The organism is Paraburkholderia sp. 40 (assembly GCF_050434105.1).
GTDB classification, from domain to species: domain Bacteria; phylum Pseudomonadota; class Gammaproteobacteria; order Burkholderiales; family Burkholderiaceae; genus Paraburkholderia; species Paraburkholderia tuberum.
In genome coordinates this window covers 16,151-39,394 of the sequence record NZ_JBNPVY010000001.1, presented here as the reverse complement: position 1 = coordinate 39,394, position 23,244 = coordinate 16,151, and the positions used below count along the sequence as shown (strand labels likewise).

14 protein-coding genes and 1 other annotated feature are annotated in these 23,244 nt (G+C 60.5%); of the genes, 9 read left to right on the top strand and 5 right to left on the bottom strand.

Features of this window, described 5'->3' with window-relative positions:
- Positions 1–35 precede the first annotated feature (35 nt).
- Positions 36–1,853, bottom strand: coding sequence for a phage integrase family protein (locus tag OKW28_RS00145; protein ID WP_429442838.1), 1,818 nt, complete (start codon positions 1,851–1,853; stop codon positions 36–38).
- A 619-nt stretch (positions 1,854–2,472) separates the two neighbouring features.
- Between OKW28_RS00145 and OKW28_RS00140 the strand changes: the two genes are divergently transcribed.
- The 3 genes from OKW28_RS00140 (at position 2,473) to OKW28_RS00130 (ending at position 12,157) form a co-directional block, all read left to right on the top strand.
- Complete coding sequence (locus OKW28_RS00140; protein WP_429442836.1) at positions 2,473–2,751, top strand: HU family DNA-binding protein; 279 nt, start codon at positions 2,473–2,475, stop codon at positions 2,749–2,751.
- 896 nt (positions 2,752–3,647) lie between these two features.
- Positions 3,648–8,852, top strand: a complete 5,205-nt coding sequence (locus OKW28_RS00135; RefSeq protein ID WP_429442834.1) for an ATP-binding protein — start codon at positions 3,648–3,650, stop codon at positions 8,850–8,852.
- 185 nt (positions 8,853–9,037) lie between these two features.
- Positions 9,038–12,157: a hypothetical protein gene (locus OKW28_RS00130; RefSeq protein ID WP_429442833.1), complete on the top strand. Its 3,120-nt coding sequence runs from the start codon at positions 9,038–9,040 to the stop codon at positions 12,155–12,157.
- A gap of 434 nt (positions 12,158–12,591) precedes the next feature.
- Here OKW28_RS00130 and OKW28_RS00125 read toward each other — a convergent pair whose 3' ends face one another.
- Positions 12,592–13,533, bottom strand: coding sequence for a LysR family transcriptional regulator (locus OKW28_RS00125; RefSeq protein WP_429443245.1), 942 nt, complete (start codon positions 13,531–13,533; stop codon positions 12,592–12,594).
- A gap of 383 nt (positions 13,534–13,916) precedes the next feature.
- On the opposite strand from OKW28_RS00125, the gene OKW28_RS00120 reads away from it, so the two are divergent.
- Entirely contained in the window at positions 13,917–14,933 is a 1,017-nt protein-coding gene (locus OKW28_RS00120) for a zinc-dependent alcohol dehydrogenase family protein (RefSeq protein ID WP_429442830.1), read from the top strand.
- A gap of 190 nt (positions 14,934–15,123) precedes the next feature.
- Positions 15,124–15,510, top strand: a complete 387-nt coding sequence (gene panD / locus OKW28_RS00115; RefSeq protein ID WP_429442828.1) for an aspartate 1-decarboxylase — start codon at positions 15,124–15,126, stop codon at positions 15,508–15,510.
- A gap of 178 nt (positions 15,511–15,688) precedes the next feature.
- Here the strand turns inward: panD and OKW28_RS00110 are convergent, their stop codons facing one another.
- Both OKW28_RS00110 and OKW28_RS00105 read right to left on the bottom strand, forming a co-directional pair.
- A complete protein-coding gene (locus OKW28_RS00110) occupies positions 15,689–16,015 on the bottom strand; it encodes a hypothetical protein (RefSeq protein WP_429442826.1) in 327 nt (108 codons plus the stop codon).
- A gap of 134 nt (positions 16,016–16,149) precedes the next feature.
- The gene (locus OKW28_RS00105; RefSeq protein ID WP_429442824.1) at positions 16,150–16,464 is read right to left on the bottom strand and encodes a hypothetical protein; all 315 of its coding nucleotides are present in this window, start codon (positions 16,462–16,464) and stop codon (positions 16,150–16,152) included.
- 601 nt (positions 16,465–17,065) lie between these two features.
- On the opposite strand from OKW28_RS00105, the gene OKW28_RS00100 reads away from it, so the two are divergent.
- From OKW28_RS00100 to OKW28_RS00085, 4 genes are all read left to right on the top strand, one after another.
- Complete coding sequence (locus OKW28_RS00100) at positions 17,066–17,764, top strand: NAD(P)H-dependent oxidoreductase (RefSeq protein WP_131315383.1); 699 nt, start codon at positions 17,066–17,068, stop codon at positions 17,762–17,764.
- Between the two features lie 348 nt (positions 17,765–18,112).
- Entirely contained in the window at positions 18,113–20,518 is a 2,406-nt protein-coding gene (locus OKW28_RS00095; RefSeq protein WP_429442822.1) for a xanthine dehydrogenase family protein molybdopterin-binding subunit, read from the top strand.
- Positions 20,515–21,408, top strand: a complete 894-nt coding sequence (locus OKW28_RS00090) for an FAD binding domain-containing protein (RefSeq protein ID WP_429442820.1) — start codon at positions 20,515–20,517, stop codon at positions 21,406–21,408. The genes OKW28_RS00095 and OKW28_RS00090 overlap by 4 nt, the downstream gene beginning before the upstream one ends.
- Positions 21,405–21,974, top strand: coding sequence for a (2Fe-2S)-binding protein (locus OKW28_RS00085; RefSeq protein WP_429442818.1), 570 nt, complete (start codon positions 21,405–21,407; stop codon positions 21,972–21,974). The genes OKW28_RS00090 and OKW28_RS00085 overlap by 4 nt, the downstream gene beginning before the upstream one ends.
- An 82-nt stretch (positions 21,975–22,056) precedes the next feature.
- Here OKW28_RS00085 and OKW28_RS00080 read toward each other — a convergent pair whose 3' ends face one another.
- Positions 22,057–22,401 carry a hypothetical protein gene (locus OKW28_RS00080; protein WP_429442816.1) on the bottom strand — a complete coding sequence of 115 codons (345 nt, stop codon included), beginning with the start codon at positions 22,399–22,401 and terminating at the stop codon, positions 22,057–22,059.
- Positions 22,336–22,449 (top strand) — a sequence feature (AL1L pseudoknot). Its footprint overlaps the gene before it by 66 nt.
- Positions 22,450–23,244: the final 795 nt, after the last annotated feature.

The following is a 23,244-nucleotide window of genomic DNA, read 5'->3' as shown; positions in this document are numbered from 1 at the left end:
GACAGGTGATTCCCCAAAGTCGCGCCCGCCGTTTGTCATTCATTCAAATCCGGCTCGCTGGCGTAGAAGCGCTCGAATTCGTGCGCCATTCGACGTTGCTCCGCTTGAACGTAAATCGAAGTTGTCTGCATGCTGGCGTGTCCCAGCGCCCGCTGGATTACGTCGATCGGCACGTCCTCGCCCGCAGCATGTGTCCCGAACGTGTGGCGAAACGCGTGCGGCGACGCCTCATGAAGCACCATCCGCTCTGCTTCCGACAGTCCGTCCATACCTTCCAGCAAACCTGTCATCGCCCACCGGACCAGTTTCCAGACGCCGTGTGTGGAGTAACCCTGGGGGGCATCAGTATTAGCATGCTTGGCCTCGGCAACCCTGAAATTTGGCACCACGAGTGGCGCGAGCAGCGGAATGGACAGTGAAGCGGGCGAGTGCGGGCCGTCAAAAGGTTCCCCTCTGTCGCGCCAGTGGGCGCGCAGCGCGGACACCGTAGCAGGACTGACTGGGACGGTGCGCTCCCGGTTTCGCTTGCCAATCACTGTTAGTTGCCACACCGGATGCACACGTGTGCTGTGCGGTGAAACCACCAACCGGGCACGCACCGCGCCGGCCGCCTCTTCCCGCCTGAGCCCCGAGGCCCCCATGAGGAGGAGCAGGGCGCGAGCGATGCGCCACTGCTTCGCGCCGACGGGTCTGCATGCCCCGTCCATGAACGCCCGGGCGCGCTCCCATAGATCTCGAGGAAGTGCCCGATCGATGCGGATGCTGGTCTCCCGTTTGACCACCCGCGGATCGTTCACGGCCTTCCACGGGTTGCCGGCCAGATACCGGACATCGACCAGCCACGCGAACGCCGCACGTAGCGCCCGGGTCGCATAGCGCTGCGATTCTGGTGTCAGTGCGTCGGTCGCAAAAGGTCGCCAGCGCGGCGAGCTGCGCGGCGCCCTGGGCCCGACAAAGGAAGGGGAGGGGAGAGCGAGGAAGTCCTTGTAGGCTTCACAATCCTCGACCATCAGCGCGCTCATTGGCTTGCCCCTTACGGCGACTGCCCACAAGAGAAAGCGTTCCAGCTCCTTCGTGTAAACCCGCAGCGTTTTTGGCTGGTCCCGATAGCGGTTAAGGTAGGCGCGCACCGCGTCCAGATCGTTGCGCGCTTGGATGAACGGGAAAGCGCTAGACCGGTTAGCGCCAGTTGTGCCGGAAAGAGCGGTACTGACGGTCATCCGTTCGAGCGGCACAAGTGCGCTGCGCGGCCCATCAACGACCACCAAGTCGGCCGCGACGAGGGGGTCCTCGAGCTCCACATCATCGACTACCCGCTCACCAATCGACGCCTCATGCTGCCGTAGCCACGCGACGATGTGCCGGGCCCGGCTCGCACCGATGCGTGGCACCGGCCGCCACCAGCTGCCTCCGCGCCGGTTACAGAACGCCACCAGATCGCCCAGCGTCCTGATCCCTTCGCCCTTCAGCCGGAGTGACACGAGCGGACGGAACCACATGCCGACCGGATGCTGTGCATCGGGTCGCGCTACTGCAAGCGCTGCCGCTTGCTCGACCATTTTCAGCGTAACCGCGGTGAGCCGTGCGCTGCCGTGCGCACGCGCCGACGCTTTGAGGTGGTCGGCGAGCACGGGTGATCCATGCTCGATCGCGAGGTCCACCAGATCGGCCTGCATCTGTCGCAGATACGTGCTGACCCACCCGGCGGTGGGCGCATTGCCATCGCGGTCCTCGCTGAAATACAGGCGCGCGATGGTCGCCGGCGGCACCCGCTGCACGAACGCACGCAGGGCGGTGAAGTCGGTGCGGCTATAGGCGCGCGTGAGGGTGATAGGAAGCGACCGGTTGGCCATGCTGGGATGAAAACGGAAAACAAGTGGCTGGAAAGCCCGCAGGGCCTGGAGTCGAGTGCCACGACCCCGGATTTAGGCATTAAACGCAGTGGCGATAATAGCAGTTATCAAAACTGCGCGGGTGACGCCCAGCGCCAGGTCGCGCGGCGCTTTTCGGCGCCGGGCGCCCGTGGGGAGCCCCCTCAAGTGGGTTCGGCACGCGAACTGCTGAGCCTGAGGGCACGGCGAGCGCGACGGCGGCCAACGCACGGATCGGAGCGAGGACGCCGGTCGCTGAGGTGCCGTCAGCAGGAAGGGAGGGAGTGGAAGGAGTTCCGTCGCTCCAATTGGGATATTGCATGCCGGGCCAACGGATTCGCGCGCGCAACGTGTGACGGCTGCATTGCGGGGTGCACGCGTGGTGAGGGTGCGCCGTTCGTGATCGCCGATGAGCGACGGCATCGCTGGCACCGGGGGATACGGGCCGCCCCACAAAGGGTGACCTTTCGTGGCCATGCCGTCAGTGGGCAATCTTGGCTGAATGACGGCCAGTCCATCGGCGCCGCTCTGAAGCCGGTTGCGCACCGGTGCGGGAATCGGGTAGGGTGCGGCATTCCAACCGAACCTGAAGGACATCACCATGAATAAGCAGGACCTCGTCGACGCCGTGGCCGCAAAAGCCGGCACCAGCAAGACCCTCGCCGCCGAAACGCTCGACGCGCTGCTCGGCACCATCACAGCGGCTGTCACGAAGGGCGACACGGTGCAGCTGATCGGCTTCGGGTCGTTTTCGACAGGCGCCCGTGCCGCGCGTGTTGGCCGCAACCCGGCGACCGGCGCCGAGATCCAGATCCCGGCCGCGAAGACGGTCAAGTTCACCGCGGGTAAGGCGTTCAAGGATGAGGTGAACGGCGCCTGACGTCCTGCAACCCGTTCGCGCGGACAGGGCCGACCGTGCATGGTCAAGCGATATTGCGGCTGCGGCGTCTGGGCCCGGTCGGCGTCGCCTTGTAGCATCAGTGACGTCGTGCAGCGGAGGGCAACGACAGCCGTGTCCATCCGCTTGAGTCTGCTGAGAGTCTGCCATTTCAGAAGCAATGGAAAACAGACGATCACGACGCCAGTGGCACCGTCTGTGTCCACACATCGGCGGCCTGTTGAGTTACCACTCGCGCATCCCGCGTTCGCGTGAGCGCTAAGGAGCGGGGCACCCCGCGATGATCGAGTGACGTGATTCCCGTGGCCGGACTTTCGTCAGCACGGTGAGGTGGGGAAGTCCGCGCGAACTTGGGGCGCAGCTTTTCTGAATCTCTACGATCTTCTGTCGAAACGCCGGTCCCGGCAGGGTATAAAAGTGGTGGCTTTCATACCCTTCATTTCTGGACTCGATGACCATCCATCAGCACGTCATTCGCGCCGGCCATCTGCTTGAGAAAAAGACGGGAAGGTGATCGATATAAGATGGCCGGCAACGCGATGAAATACCATACGGTCGCATAGGCCACGTCAGTAGGCAAAAGCAGGGTTTCATTCAGCGGGAACCTGCGTTTGACTGGTCCTTCGACTGCCGCACTGCGCCATGTCTCCAGCCGCGCCTCTGGAAGTGGCGCGCGGGGAGGCGGAGTTAGAGGTGTCAGCCTGTGCACTTGGGCACAGGTTGATCCACCTCGACGCTTCGAACCTGCTCCGCGTTGAGGCACGCGATCCATCACGTGCGGGCAATCATGGATCAGCCAGTCACAGTCTTTGGTTGAGCGGCTGTTCGCGAAAGGCTATTCACCGCGCCCTGTAACGCCGGGTTGATATGGAAAGGTCATGATGGAAAAGACTCAAGGTGAGGGTGATGACCCTGGCGTCCCTGATCAACAGGGGACGAGTACGGCTGCCAGTGGACCTGCTGGAGCGCATTTTGAAGGGCAGGTTGCGGCGTTCTATCTGCTTGCCATGCTCTGCGGGGCACCGCCACGTGGTCTTCCCGGCACAACGATCGACCGGATTGCCCTTCAGCAGGCGAACACCGGGCGGCCTCTCGACGACGTGATCGTTCATGCAGTCGATGGTTCCGGCAGACCTGCGGTACTGGAAATACAGGTCAAGCGGACTATCACGTTCACCCCGGCGGACCCGGTTTTCAGCAATGTTGTCGGCCAGATTGCACAGGCCGTGCGGCGCGCGGACTTCTGGTCAACCCGGTACGGCCTGGCAATCGCCACTGCCAGAGGGTCGCGCAAGATCGATGGTCCCTATCAGGAGGTGCTCGCACTGGCGCGGCAGATCGGAGATCCGCAGACATTCGTCTCACAACTCAGGCTTCCTGGTGTCGCGAACGACGACATGCGCAGTTTCGTGAAAACGTTCCAGGTGCACCTCGAGGAAGAGGGGGCACCGCACGATGACGAAACGACCTGGAAATTGCTACGCCGGCTTCAGATTCTCACGTTCGACTTCACAGCCCCTGGCTCCGTATCGGAGGATCTCGTCCGGGAGCGGGCACTCCGGACGTTGCATGCTGACGACGCGTCGCGAGTGGATGCGTTCTGGGCGAACCTGGTTGAGCTGGCGATCAGTGTCGCCAGGAGCGGCGGGGATAAAAATCGCACAACGCTACTGGAGTCCCTGCATCCTCGCGGATTTCGCTTCGCCGAAGACCTGCGGCACGCAGGCGCACGGGCGGCCGTTGCTGAACATGCCCGCCAGGCGCTCGCGGACATCGACAACCGTGTAGGTCAGGTCATCCTTGCGCGACATGAGCGCGTGGCAGAGGTACATGAGGCCTTCGATGCTGCACGTTATGTCGAACTTCGTGGCGACGCAGGCGTAGGCAAGTCCGGTGTCTTGCGTCAGGTGGCCGAGTCCTTGCAGACGGAGGGGCAGGTTCTCGTCCTCAGTCCTGGTCGTTGCGTTCCACGCGGCTGGACAGCCATGCGCGCGCAGCTCGGCTTCGAAGGTACCGCCCATGAGCTTCTGGTCGAGCTTGCCAGCAATGGCGGCGCCATCCTGTTTGTGGACAATCTCGACTCTTTCCGCAGCGAGGAACGTCTCACGGTCGTTGACATGCTCCGGGCCGCCGCGGACGTGCCTGGCGTGTCGGTTCTCGCCACTGCCCGAACCGGGTTCGGCGTGGAGGAGTCCAGCTGGTTGCCGGAAGATGCGCTCGACAGACTGAAGCGGGCGCCGCCGGTGATGATCGATGCGTTGAGCGAGGCGGAGATCGAACAGCTCGCGAACGGGGATCCTGCGTTGAGCCCGTTGCTCAGCGATAACCATCCTGCCCGGCAGGTGACAAGGAACCTGTTCAGACTGGCCCGCGTCGCCAGTCAGCCTGCGGCCGACCCTTTGCCGCACACCGAAGCTGAGATGGCCAGCCAGTGGTGGTCCACAGCCGACGGCGAGCGTGACGCTGGCTGGCGGGACCGGGCTCGGTTGCTGAATGATCTGGCGTGGCAGACGCTCACAGGAACAGATGGTCTTGATGTCAGATCACAGCCGTCGGAGCCGGTTGACGCATTGGTCCGCAGCGGTACATTGCGCAACCTTGGCCCGAATCGCGTCTCCTTTCGCCACGACGTACTGCGCGAATGGGCGATTGCCAGCGCACTGCATGCTGAGCTCAGCCTGATCGACCGGCTGGACCTGAAGCGCCCCGCGGTCGCAACGCTCGCGCGGGGCGTTGAGCTCGCTGCCAGGATGATCGCGGAGCGCGCAACCGATGGTTCGGGGTGGAACAGCTTTGTGGACCGCCTCAGCGATAACGACGCGCACAGGTCGTGGAGGCGAGCGGCTCTGCTTGCACTTGTCCGCTCCGAAGCGGCCGCGACCATACTGCAACGCGTCCAGCCCGTCCTGTTTGCCAATCAGGCGTTACTGCTACGCGAGCTCCTGCGCACGGTCATGGCCGTCGAAGTTGCACCGGCTTCGGCGGCCTTCGCCGCTGCTGGCGTCGATCCCGATCTCATACCGGCAGGCATGACAATACCGAAGGGTCACGCCTGGCCCGTCCTCGTCCTGTGGCTCCTGGGCATCGGCGAGAACGTTCCGGCCGAGGCCATTCCAGAAGTGGTTGACCTGTATTCGGCCTTCTCGACCGGGACGCTTGGTCTCACGGACATCACGCCGCTTGTGACGCGACAGCTATACCGATGGCTGAGGCTGATGGAACCGGACGATGGTCTTCCCGGCCCGAATGGTGCGCCCCGTTTCTGGGAGGGCTTTGAGCGCGATCAGGTGCAGTCGATTCGGCGGGACCTCCACAACGGATTCATCATGTTCGCCCGCACCACCCCCGATCTGGCCGCCGAATATCTCCGGGCTGTCGCGCGAGCTGAGCGCAACGAAGACCTGATCGGAAGCATCCTGAAGATGCGTGGGACTTTGGCGCAAGCGGCGCCCGCCGAGCTGGCCGCGCTGACCGCGGAGGCATTGATTGAAAAACCGCGCCCTAGTCATCGCCGGTTTCATGGCGAACGTGACGAAGCCTTCACATTCGTCGACCAAGGCTTTATTCCAGCATCGCCGGCGCAAGGCCCGTTCTTCGAACTGCTGTTGCATTCGCCCGCAGACGGGCTCGCGCTGATTCATCGCCTGGTGGACCATGCCATCGCACACGGCAGCCGCGGGCGTGATGCCGGCGACGACGGGATCAGCCTAGCGTATGCGGACGGCCCGCGTTTCTTTCCCTGGACCGGCACCTATTTCTGGTCCAGGGACAGCGACCATTACTCCATCACGTCGGCGCTGATGGCCTTGGAAGCTTGGGCCCATCAACGTATCGAAGCCGGTGAACCCTTCGATGTCGTTCTGAAAGACGTGCTCGGCCCGCCAAGATCATGTGCGGCCTACCTGCTTGTTGCGGTCGACCTTATCATCTCGCACTGGCCAAAGTCAGCCACATCAGCCGCGGAGTTTGTTGGTTGCCCGGAGCTGCTGTGCCTGGACCATTCGCGTCAGGTTCACGATCGGTTCGGAACTCCGGATTTCTTCGGGATGAAGGCACTGCAGACCGAACCGCGCTGTGCGGTCAGTGCCGCCGGGCTGAAGAAACGCCCGTCCAGGCGCATGACGCTCGACGGGCTGATTGGCAGCTACGCTGTGCCAACCGACCCAGAGCAACTGCAAAAGCTGACGCAACTGCTACGTGATGCGGCCGATCGCCTGGGACCAGCCGGAACTCGTGCCAATCTCGGCGACCCGGAGTTCATGGTCCTGCATGCGCTGAACCTCGCCGATCCGGCAAACTGGCATGAGGTCGATGCGCAGCGTGAGGATGGTTCAGTCGTGAAGGCTCGTCAGTACCTGTCGCCGGCTGCGGAACAGAATCATCTGCAGGCGCTACGGGACGCTGATGCAGCCAGATCGTCTCACCTCGCGATGCAGAGCGCTATCATGGTCGCCTTCGACGATCCTTCTCGTTTCTCGCCGGATCAACTTCGAGTCGCGGTAACCTGGGCGAGCAGCCCCGTTCCGGACCCCGGGATGTCGACGGACAATGATGGCGGTGACACGTCGCAAAAGATACGGCGCGAGGCCGTGGTTGCCACCGCGATGATGGTCATGCGGGACGGAGATGGCAGCTTGCTGGATGTTCATGACGACTGGGCACGTGCCCGGTTGCAGGACGCGCTCACGTCTGATGGCCACGACCCCGTGCATCAGGTGCGAGGTGGACTTCGCTTTAACCCGGTTGCAATTGCCTTTGCCGGACTGATCTACGGCCTCGTCCACTGGAACACTCGGGAAGAGGTGAGAGCCTTGCTCGCGGTGGCGGCAGAAGGTCACCATGCAGCGGCACACGGCTTGGGCGCCGCAATCGGGGCGCTGTCGGGAGTTGACGAGCGCCTGCCGCGGGCACTATTACGCTGCGCGCTTGTTGCCTGCATCGTTCCTGTCCGCAAGTGGGATATTTCTGTGGAAGAGGAGGCGGCCCGTGGCGAGCGGCGGCGGGCGGCTGCAGTAACCGCGATTGATGCGGAAATGGCCTGGCTGGAGGGAGCGGGGCCCGAGCCCGCCTGGCCTATTTTTCCCCAGGAGCAAATCCGTCTCAGACGACATCTTCGATTACCTGTGGCTCCCATGCAGTTTGAGGATCCGCCCGAAGCTGAAGCGCTGCCGCCGGAAGAGGAGGTTTACCATCAGACGGCGGCGCTATGGCTGCGCCAGGTGCAGGGACTAGGCAACGCGGACAGGTGCCCGTGGCTTCGCGATGTCGCCGATGCCTACATGTCGTGGACGATTGGCGCGAACGGCGGTGAACTCGTTGACGGGGAGGAAGCTGACGATACACCGTCAGAATGGAATAGCGTCTTCTTTGCGCTGACTGCTCGATGCACGGTCGGTCTTGCCGCGAATCAGGTCGCAGATCTCCTGAGACCGATTGCAGCACTACCGGAGCAGAACTTCTTCGACGTTCTCGCCGACTTCCTGCGAAGCTTCGACGCGGTCTACTTCGATGGCGGCAATGTGGACGCTTCTGTTGCTGTTGCCGTTCGATCGGGGTTCGCCGATCGCATGATGGAAAGCCGCGGGTGGAAGCGTCTGGTGGGCACCAGGAAAACGTCCATTGAGATGCACATAGCTCCGGCGATCGCCACGCTGTTCCTTAACGACCACAACTTTGGCGGACTTACGAAGAGCTATCTCCTCGAAAGGGGTGTGGAGAGGCTGGAGCCACTTCTGACGGTTCTGGCCCGGCTCACGCTTTCTGGACCGTCGCCCTTTGTCGCCCTTGTGCTGCTAAACCTTCTGGAAGTTTCTCCGCGCGCGCAACATCTTCGTCTACTAGTTCAGGCAGGCAATATCTGGCTCTCAACGTATCCCGACTTTCGGTCATTCTGGATCGATCTCGGGTTCGGCAGGCGGTGGTGCGAGATCGTCGAAGCGATTCATTCTCTGTACCCTGTCGCAATAGACGCCGACGCGGCAACCCGTGCGGAGGTGGGCAGTGTCGTGGCAGAGCTTGTTAGTCTTGGCGTTCCCGAGGCTAACAGGCTGGAGGAACGACTCAACGGTCCACGCGGCCGTTGAACTTCCGGCTTTCCTGCAGGCAGGACGGCGGATGCGCTCACACCGGGTTCGCCGATATGAAAGCGCGTGATTTCGACACCTTGATCGACCGCAGGGAGGGGTGTGCAGACCGGGGACTTGTCGGCATGCATTCGATCTCCGCTGTGCAGAAGAAGGCGTAAGAGCATCAACGGGGTGACTGTCCAATGGACTTTATCGAAAAACAGATTCCACCACCAAAGTCGTGGGAGAGGTTCGAAGATCTGACTCGCGCACTGTTTGCCGCAGTGTGGAAGGCGCCTGTTGCGCAGAAAAACGGGCGATCTGGCCAGCAGCAGCACGGTGTCGATGTCTATGGGGCGCCCGAGAGCGCGCCAGGCAAGAATTTTGGCGTGCAGTGCAAAGGGAAGAACAATGGCTACGGAGCGAAGGCGACTATTGCGGAGTTCGATGCAGAACTTGCCAAGGCGGAGAAGTTCAAACCTGCGCTTGGACATTGGACGTTCGCGACCACGGCTCCCAACGACGCAACACTTCAGGAACATGCCCGGCTCGTGTCCGAACGTCGGGAGAAGGACGGCAAATTTCCCGTTGTCGCCATCGGCTGGGACACGATTCAAGGGCTGATGTCCAGCCATCAGGCAGTGGTGGAAGAAATCTATCCCGAGTATGCAGGTGATCTGCCCGGGATCATGGCAGCACTGCGTGCATTGCCACGAGCTGACGAACTCGACCAGATCCGGCAAGGCCTCATGGCGCTCTTGCCGCGATCAGCGACAGTCGGGACCGGCGTGTCCGGGTGGTCGGAGGTCCTGTTCGAGGTGGCGCGTGACCTTGGTCCTGCATTGATGGGTCGCTCGCTCGGGCCGGCAGATGTCGCGGCGTGTCCCACGCTTCCGGAGGTAGCCCTGCTGACTGTCGATCTGGAGCGGGCTGGCTCTGCCCGCCTCGCGGGTGTGCCCGGAGCTGGGAAGTCAATCTCGGTTCTGCAGGTGGCGCGCCAGATGCACGCACGCGGCTGGCGGATTCTGCGGTTGGCTGATCCGATGGGAAGCGTTCCACCCTTTGATGAGAGTTCAAGGCCGACCCTCTATATCGTCGATGACGCGCATCTGACCCGTCCCGCGTTACTTCGCGAACTGGAAGAGCGGGCGACCGCATCGCGCTGGGTGTTGAGCGCGTACACGATTTCTGACGACGAGGGTGGCTTTCCGGGCGCCATCCAGCTCGATGCCAGACGCGCCGTCCGGGTCATTGCGGACGGCTTGCGGGCTTCTCCCGAAGTGACGCTTGCCGCCGTTCGTCGCGCCGATGACCGGATCGGCGATCGCCCAGTAGACGAGCGGCTCGATGTGCGCCTCCAGCAGGCGGAGCAGGCGCTCTACCCATGGCAATTCTGTTTCATCCTTGGGGGAGGGTGGAGACGGGCAAGCGCATTGGCAAGTTCCGCTCGTGCCGCCGGGGCGGAGCTAGTGCTTGCCGTTGCGGCAATCCGGCAGCTGGCAGCCCGCGATGCACACTGTTCGCGCGACGCGTTGCTGGGACTGGTTGGAGACGCGTTGCCGATCGCCAAAAGCAATGCTGCAATCAACTGGCTGGTAGCGCAGCGGCTCTTGCTGCGTGTTGATGATCTTCGCTGTCCGCACCAGCGTCTCGCCAGTGTTCTTCTTGCACGCATTCTCCAGGGGCAGACGGCCGGGGAGCGCCAGATCGTTGCCCGTGTGCTCAGGGCGGTGCTCACTGATGGTGCGATGCCGTTAGGTGGCCTGGCTGTGTTGCTAGGTGAACTGTCGACGGTGGACGGTTATGGGCAGTGGCGCTGGCTGGTCCAGCAGGCCTGGCTGACGCCCGTCGTGGCGCGATGCTGGGCCGCGAAAGACTCGCTCGACATTCGACATGCGTGTTGGGCACTCAGCAATCTGCACGGTTACCTGCCGGAAGAGATGAAAGAGATTGCCGGCCACAAGGAAACGCTTGCGCAATGGATGGAGGCGGCACCCGAAGGCGCATGCTACGCGATTGCCCGCGTCATCAATCATGTACTCAATGCAGACAGGACGCTTGGCGAAAGCATCCTCGCGCTAGTTGATCCATGCACCGTGGCTCGGGCTATCAGTGCCGCAACTCCCTTGCACGCCGGCGAGATCGCCAATCTGCTTTCCACGACCGGGGCTGGAAAAGATGAGGGGTGGAAGGCGCGTTATCTCGCGCACATTGACCGCGACGCGTGTCGCCGTCTGGTCTCAACCTGGCCGCAGGACGCCTATCTGTCGGTCGTGGCCGATTTCTGCGAACATTTTTGCTACCTGGAACCAGAGTTCGGATTCACGCTGATTGAAACACTGATCCCGGCAATCGCTGACCGGCTGCGAGCTGATCCTCAGGGTGCGTTCGACGAGCTACGCGATATCGTGTGGAACGCGTTGAGGCTCTATGACCCACTCCACATCTATGTCGGCAAGCTGGCACCCTCTCGGCGCATGCGGCAGGTGGGGCGAAAGATCTGCGCCTGCTGGTCGCCGAAGGAGCTTGCAACCAGACTTTCGCGCAGCACCCATCGAAACTTCCAGGCGGCCGCCGGACTCCTCAGCTTCATGCAGAAGTCGTCGCCAAAGCAGTTCGAGGCAACCGTACTCAGCCTCGACTGGAACAGGATCGACCAGACAATCGGTACAGATTGGGAAGACGGAATCGGCGATGCGAGAATGCTGCTCGGCGTCGCGCATGCCGTACCTGCAGCACGTCTGGAAATCCAGGCGATGGTTGAACGCAATGAGTCGCGTATCGCCACCATGTCCACGCATCTTGCGGCGATCGCTCCTGCCAGCGCGTTTCGTCATGTAGCGGCAGGAAGACGCATCGCGCTCTGCCAGGGGACCCACGTCGACTGGCAACTGGGAGTATTGGTGCTGGTAAGGATAGTTCAGCAGGAACCGGCACTTGTTCCAGCTTTACTCGAACCGCACTACCATGGATTGGCGCAGGCGCTTTCGCAGCGTAGCCCGTCTTTCTACAAGGAAGGCCTCCTCTTTCTACGCCTCCTCGTGCAGCTCGAGCCTGGCGGGTCGACCCGGGTGCTGGACCACATTGATGTCGAGAGCGCCCGGATTGGCTGGCGCAACGCGATACGCGGACGTGAGAAGAATCGCGAGCCTGGCGCAAAGGCGCAGGCGCGGCAGGTTGCTGCCTTGCTGATCCAGCAGGCGCTTGATCGCAGCGACGCTGTCGGCGAGCTTGCGCGTCAGCTACGGCGTGAGTTTCCTGGTCAGTCCGTACCCCTGGCGAAGACTGTTGAGGCGATTGACCTGACTGAGCCGATAGGGTGAGCACGCCGACAATGGCTGGGGGCATTGGTGCAGGCGCCATGATGCGGGGCAGATGACGCCTAGGTGACGCAACGCGCGTACGACGCCGCGCCGGCCACTCACTACTGCTGATCCCGCAGGGTTCGCGCGATCAGGCCGGGCTATGTTGTTCGACGGATAGTTGTATTCGTTGCGCTTGCTTCGATCCGCGTGCCTGGAATTGCTCAAGCCGCGTTCGAATAAAATAGCGCTTGAGGCGGACGGGGGCAACTATGCCCTGGGAGTAACTCCGATAACGAATCGAACATTTACGGCGCACGCTATCGAACGACTGCAAGACTATATCGTCGGCGTAAGCAATCCGCTGACTGCTCCTTTGCTTACGTGCGCCCGTTATTGCTCTTAAAGTAAGGCGACAACCGCGCCCCGGAATGAGTGGCCTGCGATGCGCTGGATCACGGCTGGCCGGACATGCACAATGCCGCATGGTCGGCCGCCAGCGCCTGCGGAACGACTTCCCGAAGGAAATCTACGAACGTCTTGATCTTCGCATCGAGGTACTGGCGTGACGCGTATAACACATAAGCGGTCAGCTTCTGCAACTGATAGTCGGGCAGCACGTGGATTAGCGCGCCGCTGCGCAGCGCCGGCAACGCCGTCGCCATGGGGAGCGAGCCGATGCCAACGCCTTCCCGCAGCGCAACGCTCAGCGCTTCGATAGCGTTCACCTGAAGGTCCGCTGGCGGAAATTCAAACGTTTCCCTGCCATGCGGTCCTTCCAGATGCCAGCGATCGCGCGGAAACACGGACGCGACGATCTGTAGACAAGCGTGCCCCCGAAGCTCTTGCACGGAGCGCGGCGTGCCATGTTCTCTCAGATAGGCTGGCGCCGCGCAGAGCACACTGGGCACTTCGCCGAGCCGATGCGATACGAGGCCCGAATCGGGCAGATCCGTCATAGTCAGTTGAAGCGAGACGTCATAGCCTTCGTCGAGGAGGTCCGGAACGTGCTGCGATAACGTCAGCTCGACAGATACTGCAGGATTCTGTTCCCGATAGCGCAAGACCTCCGGTAAGACGTATGTCTGGCCGAAGCTCGATGTCGCATGCACCCGCAACTTTCCGGACGGCCGGGCGTGCGCATCAGCGGCTTCGGCCTCGGCCTCCTCGACATAGGCGAGAATCCGCTCGCATCGTTCAAGATAGCGCTGCCCGGCCTCGGTAAGCGCGACGCGGCGCGTGCTGCGGTTGAGCAAGCGTGTGCGCAGATGCGCCTCCAGTTGCGCGATCGACCGCGACGCATTGGCGTTCGTGATATTCAGGCGTTGAGCTGCCTCCGTGAAACTGCCCTCTTCTGCAATACGAACAAATATCCGCATCATGTGTAGCGTGTCCATTGACCATTTTCCCTGCGATGAGTTCGCCCCGCGCGCGGTCACGTGCAAGATGTCTAACGGTCCCGACCGAGACTGGTGTGGTGTTGCAGCACCGCGGTCTCGGTGTCGACCGCTGTTTCGATCTCCTGGGTCCGCCTCCAACGGGACGATATGAAGTGCGCAGGACACTACCCGAGCGCTCCGGGCGTGTCCAGCGAACGGCTCGTGCCGCGCGGCCCGCGACTCCCATCTGCCGGACCCCTGCGCAATACCCGATCAACGACCGCCCTCGATCCGTCAAAGTACGGAACAGTGCGATCGCCTACGTTGACACATTTGCCGCCACCGGCGAAGTTTGACGAGGGCGCGGAGAACGCCGCCCGACAATGAAACAGGAGGCAAGCGTGAGCATAGAGAGTGAAACCATGCGCGTGATCGAGGTGCGCTCCAATAGTATTCACGATTTGAAGATCACTGAACAACCGATTCCTCGCCCCGGCCGAGCGGAAGTCTTGATCCGCGTTCGGGCCGCGAGTCTCAATTATCGAGACTTGGTGATCGTCAAAGGGACCTATAGCTCGGGAATCAAGTACCCTTTGGTACCACTATCTGATTGCTGCGGCGAGATAGTGGAGGTTGGGGCAGGTGTTACGCGATTTGAGCTTGGAGAGCGGGTCATACCGACGCTGATTCAAGGTTGGCTCAGCGGAACTTTCGTCGGCAAACGTCGAATGCTCGGATGGCCGCTTCCGGGTGTGTTGCAAGACTACGTTGTGGTCCCGGCCGAGGATGCAGTAGCCGCCCCGCTCAGCCTGTCGGACGCGGAGGCGGCAACGCTTCCCATCGCTGCGGTAACGGCTTGGATGGCATTGGTCGAAACTGGCGCCAAGGCAGGCGAGTGGGTGCTCGTAGAGGGTACGGGCGGCGTGGCGCTCTTTGGCTTACAGTTGGCAAAGGCAATGGGAGCGCGGGTCGCAATCATTACTTCAAGCGACGAGAAAGCGGAGCGTGCGATCGCGCTGGGTGCCGATCATGCAATCAATTATCGCACGAGAGCGGACTGGGACAACGCCGTGCTGGAGGCGACAGCCGGCCGGGGCGTGAACGTAGTGGTAGAGACCGTCGGGTCGACCATACCGAGGGCACTGTCGGCCATGGCCTCGGGCGGACGCGCCGCCATCGTTGGATTCCTTGGTAGCACAGAGACGAGCCTTAACATCGTGCCATTCCTTGAAAAAATGGTCAGCGTCCGAGGTATCGCATGTGGGCCGCGCGATCAGTTCGAGGCTATGAATGCAGCCATCGACGCATGCGGTATTAAGCCGGTTGTAGGAGCCGTGTTCCCAATGGAGCGGGCCGCCGAAGCATTCGCACTGATGGAGCGCGGCGGGCACTTCGGCAAGATTGTGATCGAGATGTAGGGGCACCCGTGTGTGCCTGGCGACGCGAAAGAATTGTCGCCTTCGGAGCTTTTCGCTAACGCGCACAGACGCGGCACCCGACTAGGTGTTCGTATGGAACGGGAGCCCTTCGCAGTTGACCACGTGCGGCCGCAACGCGCGTATTGTATCCACCATCCCGCCATCAACCGCTTGCTGGTAAGGACACACAATGCATCGCCACATGCTGAAATCGAAAATTCACCGCGCGGTTGTCACACACTGCGAACTGCATTACGAGGGCTCGTGCGCCATCGATGAGGATCTGCTCGAAGCCGCGAATATCGTCGAAAACGAGCGGATCGACATCTGGAACATTAACAACGGCGAGCGCTTCTCGACGTATGCGATCAAGGGGGAACGCGGTAGCGGCATGGTTTCGCTGAACGGTTCAGCTGCGCGTCGTGCGCATCTCGGCGATCTCGTGATCATTGCAGCATTCGCAACGGTCGACGAAGCCGAACTGAAGGCCCACTGGAAGCCAGATTTGGTTTTCGTCGACGGGGACAACAAGATCAAGGGCAGCCGCGATTACGTGCCGACGCAGAACTGGTCTTAGTTGGTAGGTGAAGCGCGAATTCGAGTTCCTCGACGGCACCGTGTAAGCAGCCTCTTCGAGGAGACAATACGGCAAAGCGACCGGTAGGGCGCCGGCCACTTATGCGAGCCTCCAAGGCGCCGCTGTTTCCTGCCGCGCTGCTACGCGCAACGTCGCTGATCTCGCCGGACTACGCACCTTAGCCTACGCCACTGATTGCAGTGAGGCTATCAACTGCGGTGAGCACATTGTAAATGACTAGTTCCGTGTCGGATGGTTCACGGAAACTCAACTTCTCGACCGTGCGCAGCACCTGCGTCTCGCAATAGACGGCAGTGTGATAACCGCGGTCCCGCAGGAAGATGTGCCCAAGTTTGAAGTTATCGCGGGTCGCGTCGAATCTGATGGGATAACGGCGCGACGATTCGCGTGCGTACTCCAGCGCCCACGCCGGACACCCGTGCCGTTTCGCTGCGGCACTCGACCAGTGTGGTTGGGTTCGCTCTGCGATCATTGATGTGGTCACAGATGGTCCTCGATGCGATCGCTAGTAACGTCAGTGGCACCCTGCGTCGCACCGAGGCTTATCGATTGGCTTAACATCGGCATGAAACTTCACTTTGTGCGGTCGAAGCTCTGAGCCTACACATTCCCTCTGCTTCAGCGACCCATGATGATGGCACTATGCGAGCGACTATCAATTGTGTACGCGATAAGCCATGGCGTGGCAAGGAGTGGCGCGGCGATCGAAATATACGCCCGCTTATCACTTCTCTCAAATTCGAGATCGGCTCTTTGCCAAAGTTCTATATCTTTGCGAAGGTACTGCGTTTCGTAAAGCCGCTGCAACAGCAGGGAAACTGTTGACGCTGTTCGTGTCCCCTCGCAACAATTTGCGATAAAAGCATCATAGCTGGCGTTGCGACCGGAATGGTATGCCGACCGTTCAGGCAATGCCTGGACCTGCGCGATCATTGCGTCACGCAGCCACAAGCATGGCATTGCGTGCTATTGCACCCAGCAACAGTCGTCCGAAGGCTGGATGAACCTCTCGCAGGCTGCGGGTCATCTCGAGACCATGTGAAAGTTTGCGGGTTTGCCTGACCCATCGCACCTTGTGCCGGGACGCATCAGTCAAATATACGGAAGTAAGCACCGCTCTCTGATTGTCGGGGCCCCGCGCACTTGTGCTGCATATGATACCTGCCGCGCATCCGAAGTACGGAACGGCCTGTGGCGAAGCGTTGACCCTCGTAGCTCCCCTCTGTCTAATCGCTAGCAGGCTGTTGAAGCACCTCGCGCCGCGGTCATCCAGCCGGGAGGGATGGTACGCCGCACCCTGAATTGAACTCGGTATCGCGCGCTATCTGAAGTGAGACAGCCGAAGTTGCCGAGCGCCGGAGAGGAGAAAGTCAATCTTTACGAGCACGGAATGCGGCGGATTGGGCGACGGATGTCGTCGCGTGTTCGAGGGTGCGCAACGCGAGGACCCCGGCGGGATGAAAGCCTCGGTCGTCGTTCAGAATGGATCGCCGAAGTCGAAGGCGACATTGTCACCAATGGATGGGAGAGTCTGATGAAAGTATTGATTGTTCACGCGCATCCGGAGCCAAAAAGCTTTAATGGAGCTCTCACTGAGAGGGCAATACAATGCCTGGAATCGACTGGGCACGAGGTCGTCGTTTCCGACCTCTATCGGATGACATGGCAACCGCGCTCTTCGCGAGAGAACTTCCTGACAACAGCCAACGCCGACTTCTTCAAGCAGCAAATTGAAGAGGACTATGCTTCGAACAACGGTGGCTTTGCGCTCGATGTTCAGCAGGAGATCGACAAGCTATTTGCGTGCGACGCTTTGATTTTCCAGTTTCCTCTCTGGTGGTTCTCGGTCCCGGCGATACTGAAGGGATGGGCTGACAGGGTATTTGCTTTCGGAAAGGTCTACGGCTACCAAAACATGCTGGAGACAGGCTGCTTGCGCGGACGTAGAGCGATGGTTTCGGTAACCACCGGTGCTGTTGAATCACTGTACACCAGCGACAAGAGCGGCCTCGGACACATCGAGGATATTCTGTATCACGTAAATTTCGGAATGTTCCGATTTACTGGTTTTGACGTCCTTCGGCCGTTCGTGAGTTGGGGGCCGAGCCAGAAATCATTTGAAGAACGACAAGAGATGTTGGATCAGTATGAAGCCCGGCTGAGTCGGATGTGGACAGAGGAGCCCATGACGTTTCGGGAGCGGCGGGAGAACAAGTTGCTCGTAAAGGTTTGAAGAGCGGCTGACGAGGACGACCGCACGTGCCGAACATCGAACGCCGCTTACACTGCCCTTCGGGTCTGGCATAGGCGTGACGTCGAACGAGTCCCACGGGTCGTCGTCGGCACCGTCAGCCACCGCTTGAAGTCCGCTGCCGTTCCGTGTTTCGCCTCTGTTCGCCGTGCTTCGCCAGAATCGAAGCTGCATTTCGCAAACTATCAGTTGAGTGCTCCTGCAGGTAGGACGTAACCTGAGTTTTGATCCGTCGTCGGCCTTTTCGGTTTCTTTGCCCCTGTTAGGTGGCGATCAGGAGACGGGTTACTCGCTCAGTTCACAAACAATTCAGGCTATTGGGAGGGGTCGATGACAAGGGAAGTCACCGGGGTTACTTACGTCGGCAGTCCGGCGCCCAACCAGCGAGGCGCAGCGCAAGTTTCGGGACAGGTCCAATATACGGATGACTACGTCTTTCCCCGCCAGTTGTACGCACATTTCGTACGCAGTCCGTATGCCTCGGCAACGATCAAGTCGATCGATCTGTCGGGGGCGCGGCGCGTGCATGGTGTTGTCATTGCAATGGATGGAGAGGAGGTCTCCGGTTTGATCGGGCCGGTGGGGAATCCCTTTTTGCCTTCAGGCATCGGCGGCAAGGATGTCTCCATTTATAGCCTTGCGCGCGACTACGTGACGTTCGAGGGGCAGGCTGTCGCTGTAATCGTCGCAGAGGACAAGGATACCGCCGCGCAAGCGGCAGCCCGGGTCAAGGTCGAATATGAAGTCCGCAGGCCCGCCATCACTCTTGAAGAAGCACTCGCACCCGATGCGCCGCACGTGATTCCGGAATGGGATTCTAACGTCATGGTCTCCCTAGCGCTGGCGGACGGGGACTCTGACGGAGCCTTCGGATCGGCCGCCCATGTTGTGAAGGCGAACATCGCTGTCCACCGCCATTCTGCTCAGCCCATGGAAACACGCGCTTACAACGCCGTGTGGGACGGGGAGGACAAAATGGTGACACTCTACGCCGCGACACAAGCGCCACACCCTCTGCGTTATCTTCTTGCCGAGTCGTTGCGCCTTCCGGAAAACCGGGTCCGGGTTATTGCACCGCTCAATGGCGGAGCGTTCGGATACAAGATGTACTCCCACACCGAGGAGCCGTTGCTGTGCTTGCTGGCGATGAAGACACGGCGACCGGTTAAGTGGGTAGAGACGCGCGAAGAATGCCTGATGACCGGCAGCCGCGAACAGCAGCACAGCATTGAAATCGCGTTTTCCGAGGATGGTCGCATGCTTGCCGTGCGCGATCGCATTCGCGCCAACGTTGGCGCGCCGGCTCCCAATCTCGGCTGGCCAATGGCGGTCGTCACGATGATGACTCTTCCCGGTCCATACGATGTCTCGAACGTCGATCTCGGGCTCGAGGTAGTCGTGACCAACAAAGGTCCGTGGAATCCCCTACGGGGATACGGCAAGGAGGGCGCTGCCATCGCATTGGAATTTGCCATGGATAGAGCAGCTCGGCAGCTCGGCATAGATCCGGTCGAACTGCGCATGCGCAACTTCATCGATAGCGACCAGTTTCCCAACAAGCGCCCTACTGGTCAGGTCTTCGACTCCGGCGACTACTCGGGTGCGCTCAGTAAGGCTGTCGAAGCAATCGACTATGCGGGCATGCGCGCCAAACAAAATCAACTGCGACGTGAGGGGCGCTATCTCGGAATCGGAATCGCTTACGAGGTTTGTCCCGAGGGCGGCGGCTTTCCAGCTACTCTGACTATCGGCTACGACGCCTCGACGGTCAAAGTCGATGCGAGCGGACAGGTGACAGTCAGCACCGGGGTGACCGATCCGGGTACGGGCAACGCGACGGGGATTGCGCAGATGGTTGCCGACGAACTCGGCGTAGCGATAGAAGACGTGCGTGTCGTGCAGGGCGATACCGAGCGGTGTCCATTCGGCGGAGGCAACTTCTCCAGCAGAAGCCTTTGCCTCGGCGGGGCTGCAGCCGTGACTGCTGCCCGTCAAATACGAGACACGCTGGGCAAAGTCGCAGCGAAGCTACTAGAGGTTTCCGATGAGGAGGTGAGGTTCGTGGATGGCCGGTTCGTAGCCGAGTCCACGGACAACAGCGTAACGCTGCGGGAGGCCAGTTGGGCCGCCTATACGCATAACAATGACGCGATCGGCTCGATGGTCACTCCACCGCTGGAGGTGACGGCCACCTGCCGCGCCGACGCGCTTAACCACAACCCGGATGAGAAAGGGAGAATCAGCAATTTCAACACGTTCGCTAACGGCGCCTATATCGTCATTGTTGAGGTTGATCCGGAAACTGGCAGCGTCACTCCATTAAGTTCTACCGCCGCACACGATTGCGGAAAGACTATCAATCCATTGCTCGTCGAAGGCCAACTAAATGGTTCGCTCGCCATGGCCTTGGGCGCCATGTTGAGCGAAGAGCAATGTTACTCCGAGACAGGGGGCATGACGACACGCGGTTTCGCGGACTACGTGATGCTGCGGGCCTTGGACGTGCCACCCTTAACCCTGATCAGTCATGACTCGCCCAGTCCGCATACGCCGCATGGTGCGAAAGGTGCCGGTGAATCGGGGGCAGGCGGTTTCTCGATCGCGCTGGTCAATGCGGTCAACGACGCTCTCGCGCCCTTGGGTGCAGAATTGACCGAGTTTCCAGTTTCCGCGCCGAATGTTTGGAAGGCGATCCAAAAAGGGAAGCAGGCGCATAAAGGTGGAGGTGAATCATGATCGGCGTTCAATACGCCAGGCCCAGGAAGTTGGAGGACGCAACGAAGCTGCTGGCAAGCTTGGGCGCTGGCGCCTCCGTGATCGCCGGCGGCCAGGAACTCATGCCGACACTCAATTATCGGGTCTTCGCACCGTCAGTCCTTGTAGACATAAATGGTCTCAGGGAACTCAAGGGTGTCGAATTCGAGGGAGAATCGCTGTCCCTAGGCGCGCTTTGCGTCCATCGCGAACTGGCGCACGATCCGCTCGTTTCGGAGCATGCACCCCTATTAGCGTATGCACTCTCCCAAATCGGTGGCGGTTGGCAGGTGCGCAATCGCGGGACGTTGGGTGGCAATATCGTCTCTATGCATCCGCTCTATGACACCCTCCCGCCGCTGCTCGCCCTTGGAGCATCGGTTGTAGTCGCACGCGATGGCGATGTTCGGACAATGCCATTGTCAGCCGTGGTTAGCGACAGCAATCACGGCCTTGGCAGCGATGCCATTTTGACGCGCGTGCTCGTGCCGAGGCTGTCTCCCGTGGCAGGTTGGGGCTATTACAAGTTGAAGAACACGCATGGAGCTTATGCCTCGGCAACAGCCGCAGCGCTGGTCGAGCTGGATGGCGATAGATTGATGGAAATCAGCCTCGTTATAGGATCGGTCGAGCCCCTTCCCCGTGACCTGCGCAAGGACATGGCCGACCTCAGAGGCCTGCCTGCCGACGGTGACCTGTTGAATGCGATCGAGCGAATCGCCACCGAGATCGTGAGCAATCCGATTTCTGACCAGAGGGGCGATGCTGACTATCGTCGTGCAATGAGCGGCGTGAGTGCACGGCGAGCTGTCTCGCAAGCCATTGAAAGGGCCCGCCTAGGAGGCGGATTGATACGGAGCGCCACGCGATGACAGATAACGTTGAGGAAATGTTCGAGGATTCGGTTTCTTTGAGTTGCCGGCTCAACGGGAAGCTTTGCGAGGAGCTGATACCCCCTGAAACGTCCCTTTTAACCTTCGTGCGCGAGATGCAGGGGTTGAAGGGCACACATATGGGATGTATGACAGGTCACTGTGGCGCGTGTACGGTATTGATCGACGGCAAGGTCGCCAAGTCCTGCATCACTTTGGCCGCGACCGCGCTTCGTACCTCGATCACAACTATCGAAGGACTTGCTCACCAGGACGGTACTCTTAATGAGATACAGACCGCATTTCGCGATGCCAGTGCTTTTCAATGCGGTTTCTGTGCTCCAGGTATGGTCCTAACAGCAGTAGAACTGTTGTCTTCAAACCTCGATCCGAGCGAAGAGGAAATTCGCGAGTCTCTCTCGGGAAATCTGTGCCGCTGTACCGGGTATCGAAGCATAGTTGCCGGCATCCAGCTCGCCGCGGAGCGGATTAGGAGTCGAAGAGGCGACCGGGTAGAACTTAGCACGGCCCAAAATGGAAAGGCTGCTCCGAAGGGCGAGGATTGAGCCCGGTACGACAGGAACAGAGATAGGCAGACAACGCCGCCGCAGCCAATCAGCGGCATCAAGGCCGAGGGGGCGCTTTGAGTCAGTCAAGGGTGACAAGACGATCAGACGATCGCGGAGATCGCGGAGAAGCGCGGCGTGCACCCGAGCTAGTGTTCCGTCCCATCGTTAACTCGGCTACGTGCGCGTAGCATGATGGCATCACCGGAACCGGCGATGCCGTCATGTCGTTGGGACGATCGAAGGCGCAACTGGTATTGAGTAAAGAGGAGCGTTCGCAACTGACTTCGATAGCGAGTTCGCGCTCGATTTCGGCGAGTTCAAGGAGTTGTGCCCCCAATGAGATCCTGAAGCTGGCGAACGCGCTTTTCTTCCAGGCGGAACTCGACTGCCGCACGCAGTCCTGAAAGCCCTCATTGATCAGCATCGCGATACCTTGAGAATCGAGCCGATATGCAAAGTTCTGGCTGTGCCCCATTGGGCTACCCGCGTCATGCCGCACGCGCCTTCTCAATCCGTCGCAGCCCTGTGCCCGTGCGACGCTCTATGGCCGCAAACCGAGTGCATCTGGCGGGCCAACGTGCGGGTCTACGGGTGGGCAATCTGCTCGGCCACAGCGCCCCAGTAGAGAGAGTGGCCTTTCGTTTCCGGCGATCTCTTTCATGGTAGTCGCCATCGCGGGACAGCGCCGAGCGGTCGGACATAACCATAATACCTTTCGCCTTGAAGTGCTCCAGAGATTAACTGCCCCGGTCCAAAGGTTCAATAAGCTGATTGCGCACTTAGCAACGCGAGCCTGTCGCGTTGTCTTCGCTTAGATGCGGTTCACCTCCTGCGCGAGTTTCGTATCAGCGCTACTTTTTGCCTTGCGGCATCCACTGTTTTCGCTGAGGGGCGCAGAGCATGTCTAACACCCGGCACTTCCGGTGTACGGAACGCATCAGCATCTGTCCTTGATCTCGTCAGTCACGGCTTATTTAATGAAGCCATATTTCAAATTAGCGGAGACAAGGGCGCTCGCCCACCAACTGAGTCGGCAGACTCATACCCTAAGAAGACGGTCTCTGAGCTGTCTTGCGGCGTGCGATAAGCCCATAAGGCGCACGTCCTTTTGCAATCAGCGATTTCGTCTTTCAGGTGATCCAGAATTGCTAAATTACAGGCGCTTCTTGTTTTTTGCCAGACCGTACGGATAGCGGCGGGGATCAAGAAGACCGATATCGGAGGGGACTATGAAGAGACGGCGTGTGCGAATGCTTGGTATGGTGGG